Below are 16470 nucleotides of genomic sequence, written 5' to 3' on the forward strand. Positions count from 1 at the left end.
TGATAGGCTGGGTGTGTAAGCGCAGCAATGCGTTGAGCTAACCAGTACTAATGATCCGTGTGGCTTGACCATATAACCTCAAGTGGCCTTGGACTCGACGATACGTCGACGACATTCCAGACCATATGCAACAACGATCGCTACGTCCCAACTTATGAGAGTCCGCGCCGCAGGCGCGACTCCAACAGCTTGCTCAGTGAACATAGCTGTGTGGAACCACCCGATCCCATCCCGAACTCGGAAGTGAAACGCACATGCGCCGATGGTAGTGTGGTTCAAACCATGCAAGAGTAGGTCATCGCTGAGCATTTACACCAAAGGCCGGTCCCCAGAAGGGACCGGCCTTTTTCTTTTGCCTTTTTTGGCCTCTTGGGCCCGGCGACGGTGCCGGCTGCTGGGTGGATCGCCCGCGGCGGGAGAGTGAGCGGGCTCCGCCCGGGTGCGCTCCGGGCGGCGGTACCGCGACAGCTAGAGTGTGCGGGGCGGCTCACCACCTACGATGACGACGTCGGCAGGTCGGCGAGCGAACAGCCCGACCGCAACCACACCCGGGATCTGGTTGAGCGCCGCCTCGAGCCCCACCGGGTCGACGATGGACAGGCCATGCACATCGATGATGGCGTTCCCGTTGTCGGTGAGCACTCCCTTCTCATTCGATCCCTGGCGCCAGACCGGCTGCCCTCCCGTCATTGCCACGATCTCGCGCGCGACCAGGCTGCGGGCCATGGGAATGACTTCGACCGGAAGCGGAAAACGGCCCAGCACATCGACCTGTTTGGCTGGGTCGATGATGCAGATGAAGCGCTCACTCGCCTCGGCGATGATCTTCTCGCGGGTCAGTGCGGCGCCGCCACCCTTGATCAAGCGCTTGTGCGGGTCGCATTCATCTGCTCCGTCCACGTACAACGAAAGCGGCCCGGTGAAGTTGAGATCGAGGATCTCGATGCCGTGCGCTCGCAGGCGTTCGCTGCTCTGCTCCGAACTGGAAACGGCTCCCTTGATCCTCCCGGGATTGCGACCCAGCGCGTCGATGAAGTAGGCGACGGTAGAGCCGGTGCCGACCCCCAGCACCATCCCTTCTTCTACGTATTCGATGGCGGCTTCGGCCGCGAGGCGCTTTGCTTCGGACATGGTCTACTCGAGGGAAAGGAGGAATGAGTACTGGTCTGCGGAAACGGGAAACACCGACAAGCGGTTGCCCCTGCGAATGAGCGCGAACTCCTCGCCGAGCCGCTCCGCCTGCTGTTTGATTTCTTCCAGGCGGATCGTGCGCGACAGCTTCCGCTCGAAGGCGATATCCACGAGGTGCCATCGGGGCTCTTCGCGGGAAGCCTTCGGGTCGTAGTAGTCGGACTTGCGGTCGAACTGTGTCTCGTCCGGATAAGCCCCGCTGGCCACGGTGGCGGTTCCGACGATGCCGGGCACCTTGGTATTGGAGTGGTAGAACAACACCTTGTCGCCGATCTTCATGCCGTCGCGCATGAAGTTGCGGGCCTGGTAGTTGCGCACGCCGTTCCACGGCTCGGTGCCGACACGCTCGAGGTCGTCGATGGAGAATGCGTCGGGCTCGGACTTCATCAGCCAGTATCGGCGCCGCTTGCTCATCAATCAGGTGTCCTGCGGGGAAACGTGTGGGTCGCGCCCTCGGTGCAGACCGCATCGACGTCCACGTCCCATGGTTCGGGGGCGATGGCATCGACCTGTTGCGCAGCGAACGCGGCGCCGACAAGGAACGGCGGCGGCGCGCCGGCCTGCCGGAATGCGAAGCTGCGATCGTACCAACCTCCGCCCATGCCGAGGCGATGGCCCTGGAGGTCGAACCCGACCAGCGGCATCACCACGAGCGCCATCGCCGACGGTGGCAGCAGTTCGCCGGGAGACACGTCGGGCTCGGGTATCCCGTAGCGGTTACTGGCGAGCTTGTCGCCGGGACGCCACGGCGCGAATGACAATGTGTCGCCGGTCAGGACGGGAAGGCAGTAGACGCTGCCCGGGGGGAGCCCTAGCTGCCACGCGTGCAATGCGATCTCGCCGTCGAGCGCCCAGTAACCCGCAACGGGGCCGGGGGGAACGTCGAAAGGAAGCGAGAGCAGCCTGCGTGCAAGGGACTGGGCGGCCGCGATACGCGCGGGAGGCGCGATGCCTTGGCGGCGCTCTCGGAGCGCGTCACGAAGAGGCGCACGTGCGATGCGCGAACCGGTCGTCATGCTGCGGGGGGCCGGGGAAACCGGCACACAAAAGAAAGTCCTCCGCCGATGGCGATGCGCGCGAAACGACCTTGAACCCGAGGTTCAAGTGGGGACGCCTGGAGGCCGTCGGGCTTCCCGCTACCAGGGCGGACCTGCACTCCGGGCTTCCGTTGCGCCCCCGCGGTCGCAATTAAGGGACAAGGCGAATGTTTGCGCACGCCGTCGTCCACAGCAGAGGACGTGCGGTGAGTATAGCGCGCGGCCGGGGCACGCGATGCGCCATTCGTCGGCAGTGGTACGGAGATGTTCAGCGCTCGGGGAGTTCGAGTCGGTCGAGCTTCCGGTGCAGGTCGTCGAGGGTGCGTTCGAGCTCGCTGGAGCGGCCTTCGCCCTCATCCTTCAGTTGCTGCAGTTCGTGGGCGAAATTGAGTGCGGCCAGCACCGCAACCCGGTCCAGCGCGGCCATGCGGTTGCTGCCGCGGATCTCCCGCATCTTCCCGTCCAGCAGGCGTGCGGCCGCGAGCAGGCTCTCGCGCTCCTCCGGCTCGCAGCCGACGGTGTACTCACGGTCGAGCAGGCGGATGGTGACCGGTTGGGTGGGGCTCACGTGTGCTGCTCCAGCGACTTCAGCCGCGCGATCATGGCCTCGACCCGGGTTCGGGCCTGCTCGTTCTTGGTCAGCAGCGCGGCGCGCTCGGCCGCCAGTTGCTCCTGCTGCTGGCGAAGGCTCCGGTTCTCTTCCTGCAGACGTCGCATGCGATCGGCGAGTTCATCGACGCGGTCGACCAGCAGTTGCATACGAGCGAGCAGTTCGGCGCGTTCCATCACGGCACGATAGGCAGCGGCCGGGGGGCGGTCAAGAAGCAGGTGTGGATGTCATGCGGGTGGCCGCCCCGGCGGAGAGGAGGTCGTCGTGCCGAGCGTGCTCCAGCAGGAACGCGAGGCAGTCCTGCTCCGACATCGGGCGCGCGAGCCAGAACCCCTGGATCTCGTCGCAGCGGTGGTCGCGGAGGAAGCGCACCTGGTCCTCGGTTTCGACGCCTTCGGCGATCACCGACAAGCCGAGCGAGTGGGCCATCTTGATGATGGTGCTGGTGATGGCGGCATCGTCCGGGTCGTGGCTGAGGTCGTCGACGAATTCCTTGTCGATCTTGATCGAGGTGATCGGCAAGCGCTTGAGGTATGAAAGCGACGAATAACCCGTGCCGAAGTCGTCCACCGCCAGCCCCACCCCGAGCGACCGGAAGGCCTGAAGCTTGGCGGCGTTCTGTTCGGGATTGGCCATCAATACGCTCTCGGTCAGCTCCAGCTCGAGGTGCTCGGGGGGCAGACCGGTCTGTTCCAGTACCCGCGCCACGACCGTCGGCAGGTCGCCGCGCAGCAACTGCAGTGCCGACACGTTGACCGCCATGCATACGCCGCTGACCCCGAGCGCGCGCCAGCGGCCGAGCGTGGCGCAGGCCTGCTGCAGCACCCACTCCCCGATTTCGAGGATGAGGCCGTTCTCCTCGGCCAGCGGGATGAACTGCGACGGCAGGATGTCGCCCAGTTCGGGACTGTGCCAACGCAGCAGTGCCTCCACGCCGGTGACGTCGCCGTTGGAAAGCGACTGCTGTGGCTGGAACACGAGGGACAGTTCGCCACGGTCGAGCACTTTGCGCAGGGCCGCCGAGAGCGTGGCCCTGCGGCGGATGTCGATGTCCATGCTCGGCTCGTACACCATGAAAGTGCGCCGACCCATGGCCTTGGCCTGGTACATCGCCGTGTCGGCATGCTTGAGCAGGTCGGACGGGATACGCGCGTGGTCGGGATACAGGCTGATGCCGATCGAGGGCGAGATCACCACGTCCGTCTGTTCATCCAGTTGCAAAGGCGTTTCGAACGCAGCGATGAGGTCGGCCGCGACCGCCTCCGCCTGCAGGGCGTCGTGCAGATCCTCCAGCACTACGGTGAACTCGTCCCCGCCCAGCCGGGCGACGGTATGGCTTGCGCCCACCGTCTGCTGCAGGCGGCGCGCGGCGGCCCCGAGGATGCGATCGCCGGCGGCGTGGCCCAGCGAATCGTTGATGTCCTTGAACCGGTCCAGGTCAAGGAACAGCACGGCGATCTTCCTGCGTCCCGCCCGTGCCCGCACTATCGAGCGCGACAGGCGCTCGGACAGCAGCGTGCGGTTGGGCAGGCTGGTGAGCGGGTCGTAGTTGGCCAGGTAGCGCAACTCCTGTTCCGCGCGCTTCTGCTCGGTGATGTCGGTCAGCACCGCGACGTAGTGACCACGTCCGCCGTGCATGTCCGAGACGGCGCCCGCCTGCAGCCAGCACAGGAATTCCTCGCCGTCGCGCCGCTGCTGCCAGACCTCGCCGGACCAGCGGCCGTCGCGCTGCAGGGCATCGCGGATGCTGCTGTAGAAACCCGCATGGTGCTGGTGGCCGTCGAGCAGGCTGGTCGAGTGCCCCAGGACATCCGACGCGGCGTAACCGGTCATCCGGGTGAAAGCGGGGTTGACCGAGACGAACCGGAACTGGTCGTCGAACACGGCGACGGCCTCGGCCATGCTGCGCAGCACCTCGCTCGAGATCCGGCGCTCCCGCTCGGCGCTGCGGTTGGCGGTGATGTCGCGGGCAGTGCCGGCCACGCGTACGGCTCTCCCATCGGAGCTCCTCTCCACTACGCGTCCTCGCGCCCTGACCCAGTGCCAGTCGGCGCCTTCGCCGCCTCCGCGGGTGCGGTGTTCGGACAGGAACAGCGCCACCTCGCCCCGCAGGTGCCTGACCATCGCCTCACGCACCTGTTCCCGGTCTTCGGGGTGGATCGACTCGTCGCCGCTGACCACGGTGCCGACGGAGATGTCGGGGCGTGCACTGGAGGTGTCGGACACCTGCATGCGCTGGATCTCGCGCGTTCGCAGGTCGTAGTCCCAGAACTGCTCCCCTGAAGCCCACAGCGCAAGCTTCAGGCGCTCTTCGCGTTCTCGGATCTGCCGGAACCAGCCTTGCTCGCGATCCCTGCGCTGGCGCCACTGCCATGCCAGCCAGGCCAGCCACGCCAGTAGCGCCAGCAGGGTTGCCGCGATCGTGGCCGGGTGCCGCCATAGCGGCGGTGCGATATCGACCGGGACCCTGAGTTCGGCGCCGGTCCAGCTACCGGCCCGGTCGCTTGCCTGCGCGCGCAGGACATAGCTGCCGGGAGGGAGCCGGGTGTAGGTGATGTCGCCCTGGGGCCCGTTGTCGATCCAGCCCTTGTCGAAGCCTTCCAGCCGATAGCGGTAGAGGATGCTGGCCGCGGGCGCGAAGTCCAGTGCACCGACGCGCAGGCGGAGAATGTCGGCACCGTCGGGCACCGTGAGCGGGCCGCCTTGCCAGCGCACGCCGGCGTCCACCGCGGCATCGGCACCTGCACGCGCACTGAGCAACTGCAGGGGCGGCACGTAGGCCGGATCCTGCATGCGTGCCGGATGAAAGAGGTTCAGGCCCCTGACGCCGCCGAACGCGATCGATCCATCGGACAGTGGCGCCACTGCACCACCGTTGAACTCGAGGTCCTGCAGTCCGTCGGCCAGGCCATACCGGCGGACGGCTCCGGTACCGGTGTCGAGGCGCAGGACGCCGATGTCGGTGGCCAGCCACAGCTTGCTGCTGCCGGGGAGGTCGTCGCCGGCGATGGCGTAGACCGCCGGGGGCAGGTCGAAATCCAAGGCATCGGGCAGGGGTTGCAGGAATTGGACGCTGCCGTCCGGTTGCTCGGAAACGCGGTTCAGGCCCGAATGGGTGCCCACCCAGATGCGGCCTTCTTCGTCCTCGTGCAGTGCGCGGACGAGGGACCCGGCCAGCCCATGCGGCGTGCCGGGTCCGGCGCTGAAGTGGCGCAGCCTGCCGGTGGCGGGGTCGAGCAGATCCAGTCCGTCGCCCGTGCCGATCCAGATCCTTCCCCGCCGATCCTCCAGCAGCGCGTGCACGTTCGGGTGGGACAGGTAGGCCGGGTTGCCCGGGGCATGGGCGTAATGGACGACACGCCGGCTCCTGCGCTGGTACTGCACCATGCCCTGGCCGGAGGTGCCGAGCCAGAGATCGCCGGACCGGGCGACCAGGAGCGTGCGGAAGGCGGCCCCGGTCAGGGCGCCCAGCTGGATCCGCTCGCTGGTTCCCTCCAGCGCCGGGTCCGCCCTGAACAGGCCTTCGGTGGTCGCCAGCCATAGCCGGCCGTGCCCTGCATCGGCAATCGCCGTGACCTGGCGGGCGCTGCCATCCCGGCGCGCGGGCAGGCGGTCGCTCCAGTCGTCGAAGGCGTCCTTGGACACGTCGTAGCGCAACAGGCGGGCGTCGTCGGTGCCGAGCCATAGCGCGCCGTCCACACCTTCGTGGATCGCCCTCAAACTGTTGCCGGCCGCATGGTGTGCCTGCTGCCCGCGGGCCAGGTCGAGCACGTAGCGGAAGGGCGTGCCCGATGGGTCGACCACCGATACCCCGCGATACTGACCTCCGACCCAGAGGATGCCGCCGGCGTCCAGCATCAGGCTGCTGATGTGATCCTCCGGCAGTGAAGCGGGCACGGCCGGGTTGTCGCGGATGCGCGTGGCGCTTCCGTCGGTGGGGTCGAAACGCACCAGGCCGCTGCCATAGGTCGACAACCAGAGGCTGCCGTCCGGCGCCTGCACCAGTTGGCGCACGTCGGATCCACCGGCACGATCGCCGCCGGCATCCAGTGGCCATTGCTTGACCAGCAGGCCGTCGCCGTCGAGCCGGAACAGGCCATCGCGACGGCCCACCCACAGGGCGCCGTCGCGGTCGACCAGCAACGACTGGTTGACGGACGGTCCCCCCACCAGGCGTGCGCGACTGCCGTCAACGCGGAACAGCCCGGCCGCGGATGCGAACCAGATCGTGCCGTCGGCGTCGGCCAGCAACTGCTGGAAAGGCGAGCTCATTCGCCGGCTGTCGAGCTCGAGTACCCGCTCGCGCCGTCCCGTTGCCGGGTCGAACAGGTCCAGGCCCTCCATGCTGCCGACCCACACGCGTCCGTTGCGCGGCAGCAGCGACATCACCTGCCGGCCGGGATCGCCGCTTCCGGCATCGGGTGGCATGAAGCGTTCGATCCGGCCGGTGTCGAGGTCCAACCGCGACACGAACCGCGAGTGCGTCCCGATCCACAGCGCGTCGTCGCCTTCCAGTGCCAGGGCCGTCACGACATTGTCCGGCAGGCTGGATGGGTCCCGCGGGTCGTGCCGGTGTGGCAGGTAGCGCTGGCCGTCGTAGCGGTGCAGGCCACCCTGGGTGGCGATCCATACGAAGCCGCGCCGGTCCTGCACCATCGCGGTGACGGAATTCTGGGCCAGCCCCCTTTCACTCCCGATCGGCGCGAAGTAGTAATCGCGCACCTCGGCGATTGCGGTGACAGGCGCCGCCAACCACAGCATTGCCGTGGCCACCAGCGCGAGCGCGCGTGCCTTGGGCTTCAGGAACGGGCAGTGGGAACGCACGTCATCGCAGTTCCGGGCGTGGCAGCGCGCAGTGTAGGCAGGGTGAAGGCGCCGCAACAAGCGCGCCGGGTGCAGCGGCACCATTGCTAGACTGCAGGGCCCTGATTCCACGGTAGCCGACGTGTCGCACAACCCCTCCAACCTGCCAAGCCTGCCCGATGTCGATAAGGAGATGCGCGAGCTCGGGCTCGCCACCCCGGCCCCGGAGTTGCATGGCGCTCTCTGCGGCTGGCTCGCCGGTGGCGGTGAGTCTTCCGATGCCTGGCTGTCGAGGGTATTGGTCGACGAACAATTGGCGGGCGCGGCCAGCGGTGGCGCCCTCGAGGCGCTGCGCAGGACCAGCGAGTCGCAACTGGAGGATCGCAGCTTCGATTTCGCCCTGCTGCTGCCGGACGCGGATGCCGCCATCGAGGTCCGCAGTGGTGCCCTGTTCGATTGGTGCAGGGGGTTCCTGGGCGGATTCGGCCTGGCCGCCGGCGACAGGGCGAAGTTGTCGGACGAGGGCAGCGAAGCGCTGGAGGACATCGCCCGGCTTGCTGCCGCCCAGCCGCAGGAAGAAGGCGACGAGGAGGATGAAGAAGCTTTGGTCGAGATCGAGGAGTTCGTGCGCGTGGCGGTGCTGTTGCTGCATGGTGACTGCGTACTGGCCGCCCGCCACCGGCAGAGGCTGAACTGACGTGGCGCGTCCGCTGGAGATGCCGGCCAAGGCCTATGCGCGTCGTCGCCGGCAGTTGATGAAGATGGCCGGCGAGGATGCGATCCTGGTGCTGCCTGCGGCGCTGGAACGGATCCGCAACCGCGACACCCACTACCCTTACCGGCAGGATTCCGACCTGCTCTACCTCACCGGCTTCCCCGAACCGGAGGCCGTGCTGGTGCTCGTGCCGGGACGGGCGCATGGCGAGACGCTGCTGTTCTGCCGCGAGCGTGACCGTGACCGCGAAGGCTGGGACGGCCCGCGGTTCGGCCCCGAGGGTGCGGTGGAGGCGTTCGGCCTGGACGACGCCTATCCGATCACCGACCTGGACGACATCCTGCCGGGGCTGCTTGAAGGGCGGTCGCGGGTGTACTACCACTTCGGCCGCGATGCCGAGTTCGACCTCAAGCTGATCGGCTGGGTCAATCGCGTGCGCGCCATGATGAAGATGGGCAACAAGCCCCCGCACGAGTTCCTGGAGCTCGGCCACCTGCTCGATGAGTTGCGCCTGTTCAAGGACCGCGACGAGCTGCGGATGATGCAGCGCGCCGCCGACATCACGGTGGCCGCTCACCAGGCCGCCATGGCCTCCGTGCGTCCCGGCATGCAGGAGTACGAGCTGCAGGCGGACCTGGAGCGGGTGTTCCGTGCCAGCGATGCGGTGCCGGCCTACGGCAGCATCGTCGGTTCGGGCGCGAACGCGTGCGTGCTGCATTACGTGGCCAACAATGGCCCGGTGCGCGACGGCGACCTGGTGCTGGTGGATGCCGGCGCCGAGTACCGCGGTTACGCCGCCGACATCACCCGGACCTTTCCGGCCAACGGGCGGTTTGGAAAGGAGCAGCGGATCCTGCACGACCTGGTCGGGCGCGCGCACGCCGCGGCACTGGAGCAGGCCCGGCCGGGCGTTGCCTACGAGGCCGGCCACCTTGCCGCGGTGGAAGTGTTGACCGAGGGGCTGCTGCAACTGGGGCTGCTGAAGGGCAAGGCGTCGAAACACATCGCCGAAGGCACGTACCGGCGCTTCTATCCGCACAAGACCGGCCACTGGATCGGGGTCGACGTGCACGATGTCGGCGACTACCGGATCGATGGTGAGTCACGCCTGCTGGAGCCCGGCATGGTGTTCACCATCGAACCGGGGCTGTACATACGGCCGGATGACACCACGGTCGCGGCGAAATGGCGGGGTATCGGGATCCGCACCGAAGACGACGTACTGGTGACCCGCGACGGCCACAAGGTGTTGACCGACAAGCTGGCCCGTAGCGCCGACGAAATCGAGGACCACATGGAGCGGGTGCGCAGCGGCCGGTAGGCGAGGTTCGCTGCGCCGTCGGCCCAAGCGGGCCCCGCACTCGCGTCACCGCGCGCGGGGCCCATTGCGTGCCGGCAACTAGTCCAGGCTGGCGAAGCCGTCCCGGGTGAGGTTGATCGGATCCCCATCGGTGCATACCACGTCATCCTCGACCCGGATGCCGCCATAGGGCCGCAGTGCGTCCACCTTGTCCCAGTTCACCGCCCCGGCGTGCTCCCCGCTGCGCAGCTCTTCCATCAGCAGGTCGGCGAAATAGATCCCGGGCTCGATCGTCACCACCGCACCGGGTTCGAGCACCCGGGTCAGGCGCAGGTACGGATGGCCGTCCGGGGGCTCGATCCTCCCGCCCCGGTCGGACTCCAGGAATCCGCCGACATCGTGGACCTGCAGGCCGATGTAATGGCCGATGCCGTGCGGGAAGAACTTCGCGCTGACGCCTGTCTCCAGCGCCGACTCGGGCGACATGTCGAGCACGCCGGAATCACGGAGGATGGTGGCCATCTCCAGGTGTGCGTCCAGGTGGATCTGCCGGTAGTCGACGCCTGCGCGGACCTTGTCGCACAGCCGTTGCTCCGCCGCCTCCACCGCATTGACCATCGACTGGAACTCGCTGTCGCGGTCGCTCGCGTAGGTGCGGGTGATGTCGCACGCGTAGCCTGCATGGCTGGCACCGGCATCGATCAGGAAGCTGCGCACTTCCGCCGGCGGCACCCGGTCGCGTTCGGTGTAGTGCAGCACCGCGCCGTGCTCGTTGAGCGCGACGATGTTGCCGTAGGGCAGCTCGTTGGCGTCCTGCCGCGCCGCCTGGCAGTAGGCCAGGTGGATGCCGAATTCGCTGGCGCCGGCACGGAACGCACGCTCCGCTGCCCGGTGGGCGCGCACGCCGCGATCGGTGGCCCGACGCATCATCTCGATCTCGTATGGCGTCTTGATGGTGCGCTGGTGATCCAGGTAGTCGATGACGGCATCGGGGTTGTTCGGCGTATAACCCTCCAGCGCGCCATGGCTTTCGCCGACGATGGCGCAGCGTTCGGGACGGGCCGGGAGATGCTGCCGGGCTTCCCCGGCGGTGCGGATCACCACCACGTCGAACGCATCCACCCAATAGCCGGCCGGCGCCTGCGGCACCACGTGCCAGTAATCGAACGGCTGCAGGTAGATCAGCTTCGGCTTCTCGCCGGGGGTATGGACCACCCAACTGCCGGGATTGCGCGTCAGCGGCACCCACGCCTTGAACTGCGGGTTGACGGCGTAGGGATAATCGCGGTCGTCGAAGACCTGGTAGTGCACGTTGCCGCTGGGAATGACAAGGTGGTCGAAACCGCCGCGCTCGAGCGCCTGCGTCGCGCGCCGTTGCAACTCGTCCACGTGTCGGGGATATAGGATGGAGATATCGGGGCCTGCCATCGGGACCTCTACTGGGGGCGTCAATGGATTCTGACGGATTCTCGCAAGCACCGCAGCCGGGTCGGGTAGAGGCCGACGTCTCGCCCCTTGGGGTCCGGCCCTGGGTCTGGGCACTGGCTGCGCTGTTGTGCGCGATCCTGGCATCGTTCCTTTTTGCTGGCCTGCAACAGCGCAATGCCGAGCAGGTCGCCCGGCAGAACCTCGAGGCCCTGGGGTCCGCGACCGCCAAGGCGATTGCCGACCAGCTGGAGATGGCGGAACTGGTGGCCCGCTCGGTCCAGGCGACTTTCCTCGCCTCCGAAGAGGTCGATGCAGGGGAATTCGAGATCGTCTATGCGAGCCTGAGGCCGAGGGACCGGTTCTCCAGCCTGCAGGCCCTCGCCTATGCCGAGCGCCGACCGGCCGCCGGCGTCAACGAGTGGCGCACGACACTGGTGCAGCCGGTCGAAGGCAATGCGAGGCTGTTCGGCCTGGATGTGGCGGCGCAACCGGAGAACCTGCAGGCTCTGCTGGCTTCGCGCGACACCGACAGCGCGGTCCTGTCGCCGCCCTTCGCCCTGGTGCAGGGGCCCGGCGCGAGCGGTCGCAGCGATGGGGTCGCACTGAGGCTTCCGATCTATACATCGGGTCCGCCGCCGCGGACGGTGGAGGAGCGCCGGGCGCGCATGGCGGGATCACTGGCGATCTCGTTCCGGCCGGCTCCGATGATCGCCGGGGTGTTGCCCACGGATGCCCATCCGGAAATGCGCGTCAGCGTCACCGACGTCACCGGGGGCGGGAGCTTCGTCCTGTACGACACACACGCCGGCAGCGTGCCCGCGGGGATGCAGACGGGCATCTCGCGCGACTTCACCCATGGTGGCCGTACGTGGCGGGTATCGCTGCAGCCGACGGGTGCGGCGATGGCGCCGGACTGGTCGGACTCCAGCTTCTGGCCGGGGCTGGTGGCCAGCGTCCTGTTGGCATTGCTGGTGTGGTCGGTGCTGACGTCGCGGCGACGCGCGCTGGAGATCGCAGTACGGATGAGCCGCTCGTATCGGGAGAGCGAGGAACGGTTCCGTGCGCTCAACGAGCTCCTTCCCGCGCTGGTTCTGTTGGCGCGGGATGGTGATGGCGCGATCACCTACGCCAACCAGGCGGCACGGTTGAAGCTCGGCGAGGACAGCCGCGAGGGGGATCTCTACGCGCTGTTCGACGATGCCGCCATCGGGAGGCGCCTGCGCGACCCCGGCCTGCAATCCACCACCGTGGAGGCACGGCTGCACGGTGCCGGCGGGGAGCGGTTCTGGTCCAATGCCTCGGTCGCCAGGGTCGTGGTGGAAGGCCAGCCCATGCTGTTGATGGTTGCCACCGACATTTCCGAGCAGCGACAGCTCACCGAGATGCTGGGCTACCAGGCCAGTCACGATGCACTCACCGAGCTGCTGAACAGGCACGAGTTCGAACGCCGGGTCAAGCAGGTGCTGGCGAGCGGGGAGGGCGCCCGCGGCGCCGCCCTGCTGTATCTCGACATGGACCAGTTCAAGCTGGTCAACGATACCTCCGGGCACATCGCCGGTGACCAGTTGCTGGTCCAGCTGGCGGGCATCCTGCGCGAACAGGTCAACGAGCAGGAGGTGCTGCTGGCGCGGCTGGGTGGAGACGAATTCGGCATCCTCGCGCTCGACACCGGTGGAGAGGATGCCGCGCGGCGCCTGGCCGAGCGCCTGCGCGCGTACATCGATGGTTACGTGTTCGTGTGGGGCGAGCGCAGCTATGTCGTCAGCGCCAGCATCGGCGGCGTCATGCTGGACGGGTCCGACACCACCTTCCGGGACCTGCTCGCGCACGCCGACACCGCGTGCTACATGGCCAAGGAGGGGGGACGGAACCGGATCCACTTCTATTCCGCGAGCGACGACCAGACCGCCCGCCGCTACAGCGAGATGGAATGGGCGAACCGGCTGAAGTCGGCGGTCGCCGAGCAGCGGCTGCTGCTGGAGTACCAGGAGGTCTGGCCACTCAACGGGAAGCCGGGCCAGGCGCCCTATGTCGAGCTGCTGCTCCGCCTGCGCGACGAAGACGGGCACCTGGTCCTGCCGGGTGCCTTCATGCCGGCGGCGGAGCGCTACGGGTTGATGCCGATGATCGATCGCTGGGTCATCGAAACGGCATTGTCGAACTTCGACAACCTCCACCCGAGCGGCGCCGCATTGCCGCTGGCGACCATCAACCTTTCCGGCGCCAGCATCGAGGATGCCTCCCTGGCGGACCGGATCCTGGAGCTGCTGGCGGAACACCGGGTCGATCCGCGCCGGGTGTGCTTCGAGATCACCGAGACCGTGGCGGTGCGCAACTTCTCGCAGGTCCGCAGCTTCATCGGCCGCCTGCGGGAAGCGGGCTGCAGGCTGGCCCTCGACGACTTCGGCGCGGGCATGTCGTCGTTCGGGTACCTGAAGAACCTCCAGGTCGACATCATCAAGATCGATGGCAGCTTCATCCACGACATGCTGGGCGACCCCATGAGCCTGGCCATCGTGCGCGCCGTTGCCGATATCGGCCATCAGCGGGGACTCCAGGTGGTCGCCGAATGGGTATCGAGCGAGGAGATCCGCCAGGCGCTGGTCGAGATCGGCGTGGACTATGCGCAGGGGTTCTTCCTGCACCGCCCGGAGCCGGTGCCGTTCCTCCGGGAGCGCCGCTGACTGCCGGGATCCCGGGGAGCGCCGTGCTTACTGTGCAGCCGGTACCAGGGTATCGAGCCAGTGCCGCAGTGGCTGCGCATGCCCGTCCAGTACCTTGATGAAGCGGAATCCCGCCCACCACTGGCCGGAGGCGCCGGCCGATTCCTGCCAGAGCAGGTGGGCGCCAACCTCGATCGGCTGCTCATGGTCGAAACCATCGCCCACCTCCAGCCGGAACTGGTAGAGCGCATCGTCCACCAGCGGCCTGTTCGCCATCAGCAGCATTCCGGTTTCGGAGACATTGCCCAGTTGCCCGACCACCTCGTCGGTCATGGTGTCCACCACCTTGACCGTATCGGGGACGTCGTAACGCCGGGCGTGCCGGTATTCGTCGTATTTCATGCTTGGCCCCCCGGACGGCCCTTGCGGCCGGAAAGGTTGCGCAGGGAGGAGAGCGCCGACTGCCACGCTCGGTCGACCAGGCCTGCGCGATCGGTGGTCAGGACCCGTGCACGGCCCGCCGACACCTGCCGGGCCACCTGGTCGAGGTCATGGCGGCCGTGGCCCTCTTCGACACGCTGCCCGCGCTGGTTCACGAACAGCGCGTGCCCGGTGCGGGGACTGAACCAGGCCAGGCGTTGGCGGAGGATCGTGCCGTCGGGCTGGTCGAATTCGAACCAGGTGCCGAACGGCAGCGTGCACAGGTGCTGGTAGCACTCCTGCTCCTTGGGCGAACGCGGCGCAACCGGTGCATCGCCGGAAGCCGCGGCCGGCGCGGCACCCAGTCGCGCCCGGCCCTTGAGCTTCATCGCCAGCTCGGTGCGGGAGGCGGGGTCGTCGCTTTCGTCGATGCCGCCGGTCAATGCGCGCACCACCGCTTCGGCATCCTCTCCGCTGTAGCCCACCGGCCCCAGCGCCTGCCGGATCCGTGCCCGCAGCCCGTCCGGCGCGGGTGCGCCGTGGACCGCCGACTGGACGATGTGGTGGGTGGCCTCGACGTGCGCGTTCCATTCCGGCGACTCGTTGCCGTGGCGGAGCAGGACCAGCGTCAGTGCATCCGTCCACGGTTGTTCGAGCAGGGTGCGGATGAACCGCGGCACGCTCGCGTCCCCGGTCGCGACGTCCACCGCTTCCACTGCCGCCTGACGCGCCAGTTCCAGCTTCTCGCGGCCGCGCGCGCCCTCGACCTGGCGGCGCTCACTGACTTCCGCACGGCGCGCCATCCGCTGCAGGTGTTGCTGCAGCTTGTGGTGGGCGGTCTCGAACACCCTGGCGTCGCCGTCGTAGTGGCTGACGACTTCTTCGACCGTATCCTTGAGCTGGGCGGTCAGCTGCGGATCGGAATCCTCGCCGGTGGCCCAGTTGCTGCCGGCCTCGGCCACTGCGCTGAGCAACTGGCGCGCCGGATGCTGCTGGCGGACGAAGAAGGTCTGGTCCTGCAGCGCCGCCCGCAACACCGGCACCTGCAGGCGGTCGACCAGCTCGGTCGCAGGACCCTGGTCCCCAAGCTCCTGGCGCATGCCGCTGTGCAGCAACCCCAGCAGCTCGAAGGTGTCTTCGTCCTCCGGTGACAGCGTGGTCGCCTGCCCGGACTGCAACCTCGCCTGCACCAGCAGTGCCTGGCGGATCTCCGGCAGGCGTGGTGGCGTCGCCTTCTCGCGTACCCGCGCCTGCATGGCGCCGAGCGCCGCATCGACATCGCCCGATGGCAGGGTGACACGTGGCGTGGCGGTATCGGTGGGCGCCGGCTGCCGGCCCGACTCCGCACGACGCTCCGCCAGCAGCTCCTTGAGCAGGGCCAGCATTCCCACGTCGTCCGCGGCCGAGCCGCCGCCGGGGGACTGGCTTCCCGGCCAACTGGTGAAGGGTGCGGTCGAGGCGGGAGCGGATGCCGTGGACGCGTCGCCAGTGTCTTCCCCGGTTTCCGCCCGTGGCCGTGCGGTGGCGGCTTCCACCGGACGGCGGCGCTTGCGCAGGGGGACGTAGGTCAGGCCGGGCAGCACGTGGGCGCCAGCCAGCAGGGCGTTCATGGATTCGACCAGTGCCGCGTAATCGGGCGCGAACTGGCTTTCGAACAGGCGGTAGAGCTTCAGGCGCGTGTCCAGGTTCAGCTCCAGCGCCGTCGCGGCGTCGGAGAGCAGCTGACCCAGCCGCCAGGGACCGACGGGCAGGGACTCGCCGTCGAATGCCGGCGCCCCGGCCATCACGCCAAACCGCTGTCCCAGCAGGAGCAGGGGCAGCCGGGCGCTTCCGGCGTGGCGTTCGGCGATCGACCGCAACACCGCGTCTTCGCTGATCTCCGTATCGTCGACCAGCCGCAGACCCTCCATCGAAAAGCTGGGGGCACCCGGGCGGGGCCGGGAAGAGGGGGTGCGGATGTTGCACAGGCCGTCGGCCAGCCGGCGCAGGAAGATCGAGATGAACTCCTCGTGGTGGTTTTCCAGCTTGCGCAGCGCTTCCATGTGCCCCGCCTGCAGTGTCGGATTGCGGGCGAACTGCGCCTGGTGCAGCAGGTCCTGCTCGAGGGTGACCAGCAAGCGCGGCAGCTCCCGCCGGAACTCGGCCGTGAGCAGGGTCATCAGCCGCCCGAGCAACTGCCTGACCCGGGGTGGCAGGGCTTTGGCGGCGGCAGTGGAGGGAAGTGCGGCGGTCGGATCGATGGTGGCTGCCTCTCTGTTCGCAACGGGCGCAAGGGCCCGATCAGGAAGTCGAAACCGCGTTGG

Annotated in this window: 12 protein-coding genes, 2 rRNA genes and 1 other RNA gene; 5 read left to right on the forward strand and 10 right to left on the reverse strand. The window is 68.0% G+C overall.

Going from position 1 to position 16470, the window contains the following annotated elements; translation table 11 throughout:
• Positions 1-72: ribosomal RNA gene (locus B5D37_RS11225) — 23S ribosomal RNA — on the forward strand; the annotation flags it as partial.
• Between the two features lie 120 nt (positions 73-192).
• Positions 193-307 (forward strand): 5S ribosomal RNA (gene rrf / locus B5D37_RS11230).
• Between the two features lie 161 nt (positions 308-468).
• Here the strand turns inward: rrf and rpiA are convergent.
• From rpiA to B5D37_RS11265, 7 genes are all read right to left on the reverse strand, one after another.
• Positions 469-1131 (reverse strand): ribose-5-phosphate isomerase RpiA, encoded by a 663-nt coding sequence (gene rpiA, locus B5D37_RS11235; protein WP_078758833.1) that lies wholly within the window; start codon positions 1129-1131, stop codon positions 469-471.
• A 3-nt stretch (positions 1132-1134) separates the two neighbouring features.
• Positions 1135-1605: an EVE domain-containing protein gene (locus B5D37_RS11240; RefSeq protein ID WP_078758834.1), complete on the reverse strand. Its 471-nt coding sequence runs from the start codon at positions 1603-1605 to the stop codon at positions 1135-1137.
• The gene (locus B5D37_RS11245) at positions 1605-2207 is read right to left on the reverse strand and encodes a 5-formyltetrahydrofolate cyclo-ligase (RefSeq protein WP_078758835.1); all 603 of its coding nucleotides are present in this window, start codon (positions 2205-2207) and stop codon (positions 1605-1607) included. Before B5D37_RS11245 ends, B5D37_RS11240 begins: the two co-directional genes overlap by 1 nt.
• A 35-nt stretch (positions 2208-2242) precedes the next feature.
• Positions 2243-2430, reverse strand: a non-coding RNA gene (gene ssrS, locus B5D37_RS11250) — 6S RNA.
• Between the two features lie 66 nt (positions 2431-2496).
• Positions 2497-2796 carry a cell division protein ZapA gene (locus tag B5D37_RS11255; protein ID WP_078758836.1) on the reverse strand — a complete coding sequence of 100 codons (300 nt, stop codon included), beginning with the start codon at positions 2794-2796 and terminating at the stop codon, positions 2497-2499.
• The gene (locus B5D37_RS11260) at positions 2793-3014 is read right to left on the reverse strand and encodes a TIGR02449 family protein (RefSeq protein WP_078758837.1); all 222 of its coding nucleotides are present in this window, start codon (positions 3012-3014) and stop codon (positions 2793-2795) included. Before B5D37_RS11260 ends, B5D37_RS11255 begins: the two co-directional genes overlap by 4 nt.
• A 31-nt stretch (positions 3015-3045) precedes the next feature.
• On the reverse strand, positions 3046-7662 hold the full coding sequence (locus B5D37_RS11265) for an EAL domain-containing protein (protein WP_159447389.1): 4617 nt from the start codon (positions 7660-7662) through the stop codon (positions 3046-3048).
• A gap of 121 nt (positions 7663-7783) precedes the next feature.
• On the opposite strand from B5D37_RS11265, the gene B5D37_RS11270 reads away from it, so the two are divergent.
• Positions 7784-8338: a UPF0149 family protein gene (locus B5D37_RS11270; RefSeq protein ID WP_268776111.1), complete on the forward strand. Its 555-nt coding sequence runs from the start codon at positions 7784-7786 to the stop codon at positions 8336-8338.
• A gap of 19 nt (positions 8339-8357) precedes the next feature.
• On the forward strand, positions 8358-9677 hold the full coding sequence (locus B5D37_RS11275) for an aminopeptidase P N-terminal domain-containing protein (RefSeq protein WP_078758899.1): 1320 nt from the start codon (positions 8358-8360) through the stop codon (positions 9675-9677).
• 78 nt (positions 9678-9755) lie between these two features.
• On the opposite strand, the gene pepQ is transcribed toward B5D37_RS11275, so the two are convergent.
• Entirely contained in the window at positions 9756-11084 is a 1329-nt protein-coding gene (pepQ, locus tag B5D37_RS11280; protein ID WP_078758839.1) for a Xaa-Pro dipeptidase, read from the reverse strand.
• A 23-nt stretch (positions 11085-11107) separates the two neighbouring features.
• Between pepQ and B5D37_RS11285 the strand changes: the two genes are divergently transcribed.
• A complete protein-coding gene (locus B5D37_RS11285; RefSeq protein WP_078758840.1) occupies positions 11108-13768 on the forward strand; it encodes a bifunctional diguanylate cyclase/phosphodiesterase in 2661 nt (886 codons plus the stop codon).
• Positions 13769-13795: 27 nt separating this feature from the next.
• On the opposite strand, the gene B5D37_RS11290 is transcribed toward B5D37_RS11285, so the two are convergent.
• Positions 13796-14149 carry a PilZ domain-containing protein gene (locus B5D37_RS11290; RefSeq protein ID WP_078758841.1) on the reverse strand — a complete coding sequence of 118 codons (354 nt, stop codon included), beginning with the start codon at positions 14147-14149 and terminating at the stop codon, positions 13796-13798.
• Positions 14146-16407, reverse strand: coding sequence for a DUF1631 family protein (locus B5D37_RS11295; RefSeq protein WP_327078556.1), 2262 nt, complete (start codon positions 16405-16407; stop codon positions 14146-14148). The genes B5D37_RS11290 and B5D37_RS11295 overlap by 4 nt, the downstream gene beginning before the upstream one ends.
• Positions 16408-16470 lie beyond the last annotated feature (63 nt).

Source organism: Lysobacter spongiicola DSM 21749 (assembly GCF_900167055.1).
Taxonomy (GTDB): domain Bacteria; phylum Pseudomonadota; class Gammaproteobacteria; order Xanthomonadales; family Xanthomonadaceae; genus Novilysobacter; species Novilysobacter spongiicola.

Bases quoted from the DNA above. Each gene is read 5' to 3' on its own strand.
- rpiA (WP_078758833.1), bottom strand. From the start codon at position 1,131: ATGTCCGAAGCAAAGCGCCTCGCGGCCGAAGCCGCCATCGAATACGTA.
- B5D37_RS11240 (WP_078758834.1), bottom strand. From the start codon at position 1,605: ATGAGCAAGCGGCGCCGATACTGGCTGATGAAGTCCGAGCCCGACGCA.
- B5D37_RS11245 (WP_078758835.1), bottom strand. From the start codon at position 2,207: ATGACGACCGGTTCGCGCATCGCACGTGCGCCTCTTCGTGACGCGCTC.
- B5D37_RS11260 (WP_078758837.1), bottom strand. From the start codon at position 3,014: ATGGAACGCGCCGAACTGCTCGCTCGTATGCAACTGCTGGTCGACCGC.
- B5D37_RS11275 (WP_078758899.1), top strand. From the start codon at position 8,358: ATGCCGGCCAAGGCCTATGCGCGTCGTCGCCGGCAGTTGATGAAGATG.
- pepQ (WP_078758839.1), bottom strand. From the start codon at position 11,084: ATGGCAGGCCCCGATATCTCCATCCTATATCCCCGACACGTGGACGAG.
- B5D37_RS11285 (WP_078758840.1), top strand. From the start codon at position 11,108: ATGGATTCTGACGGATTCTCGCAAGCACCGCAGCCGGGTCGGGTAGAG.
- B5D37_RS11290 (WP_078758841.1), bottom strand. From the start codon at position 14,149: ATGAAATACGACGAATACCGGCACGCCCGGCGTTACGACGTCCCCGAT.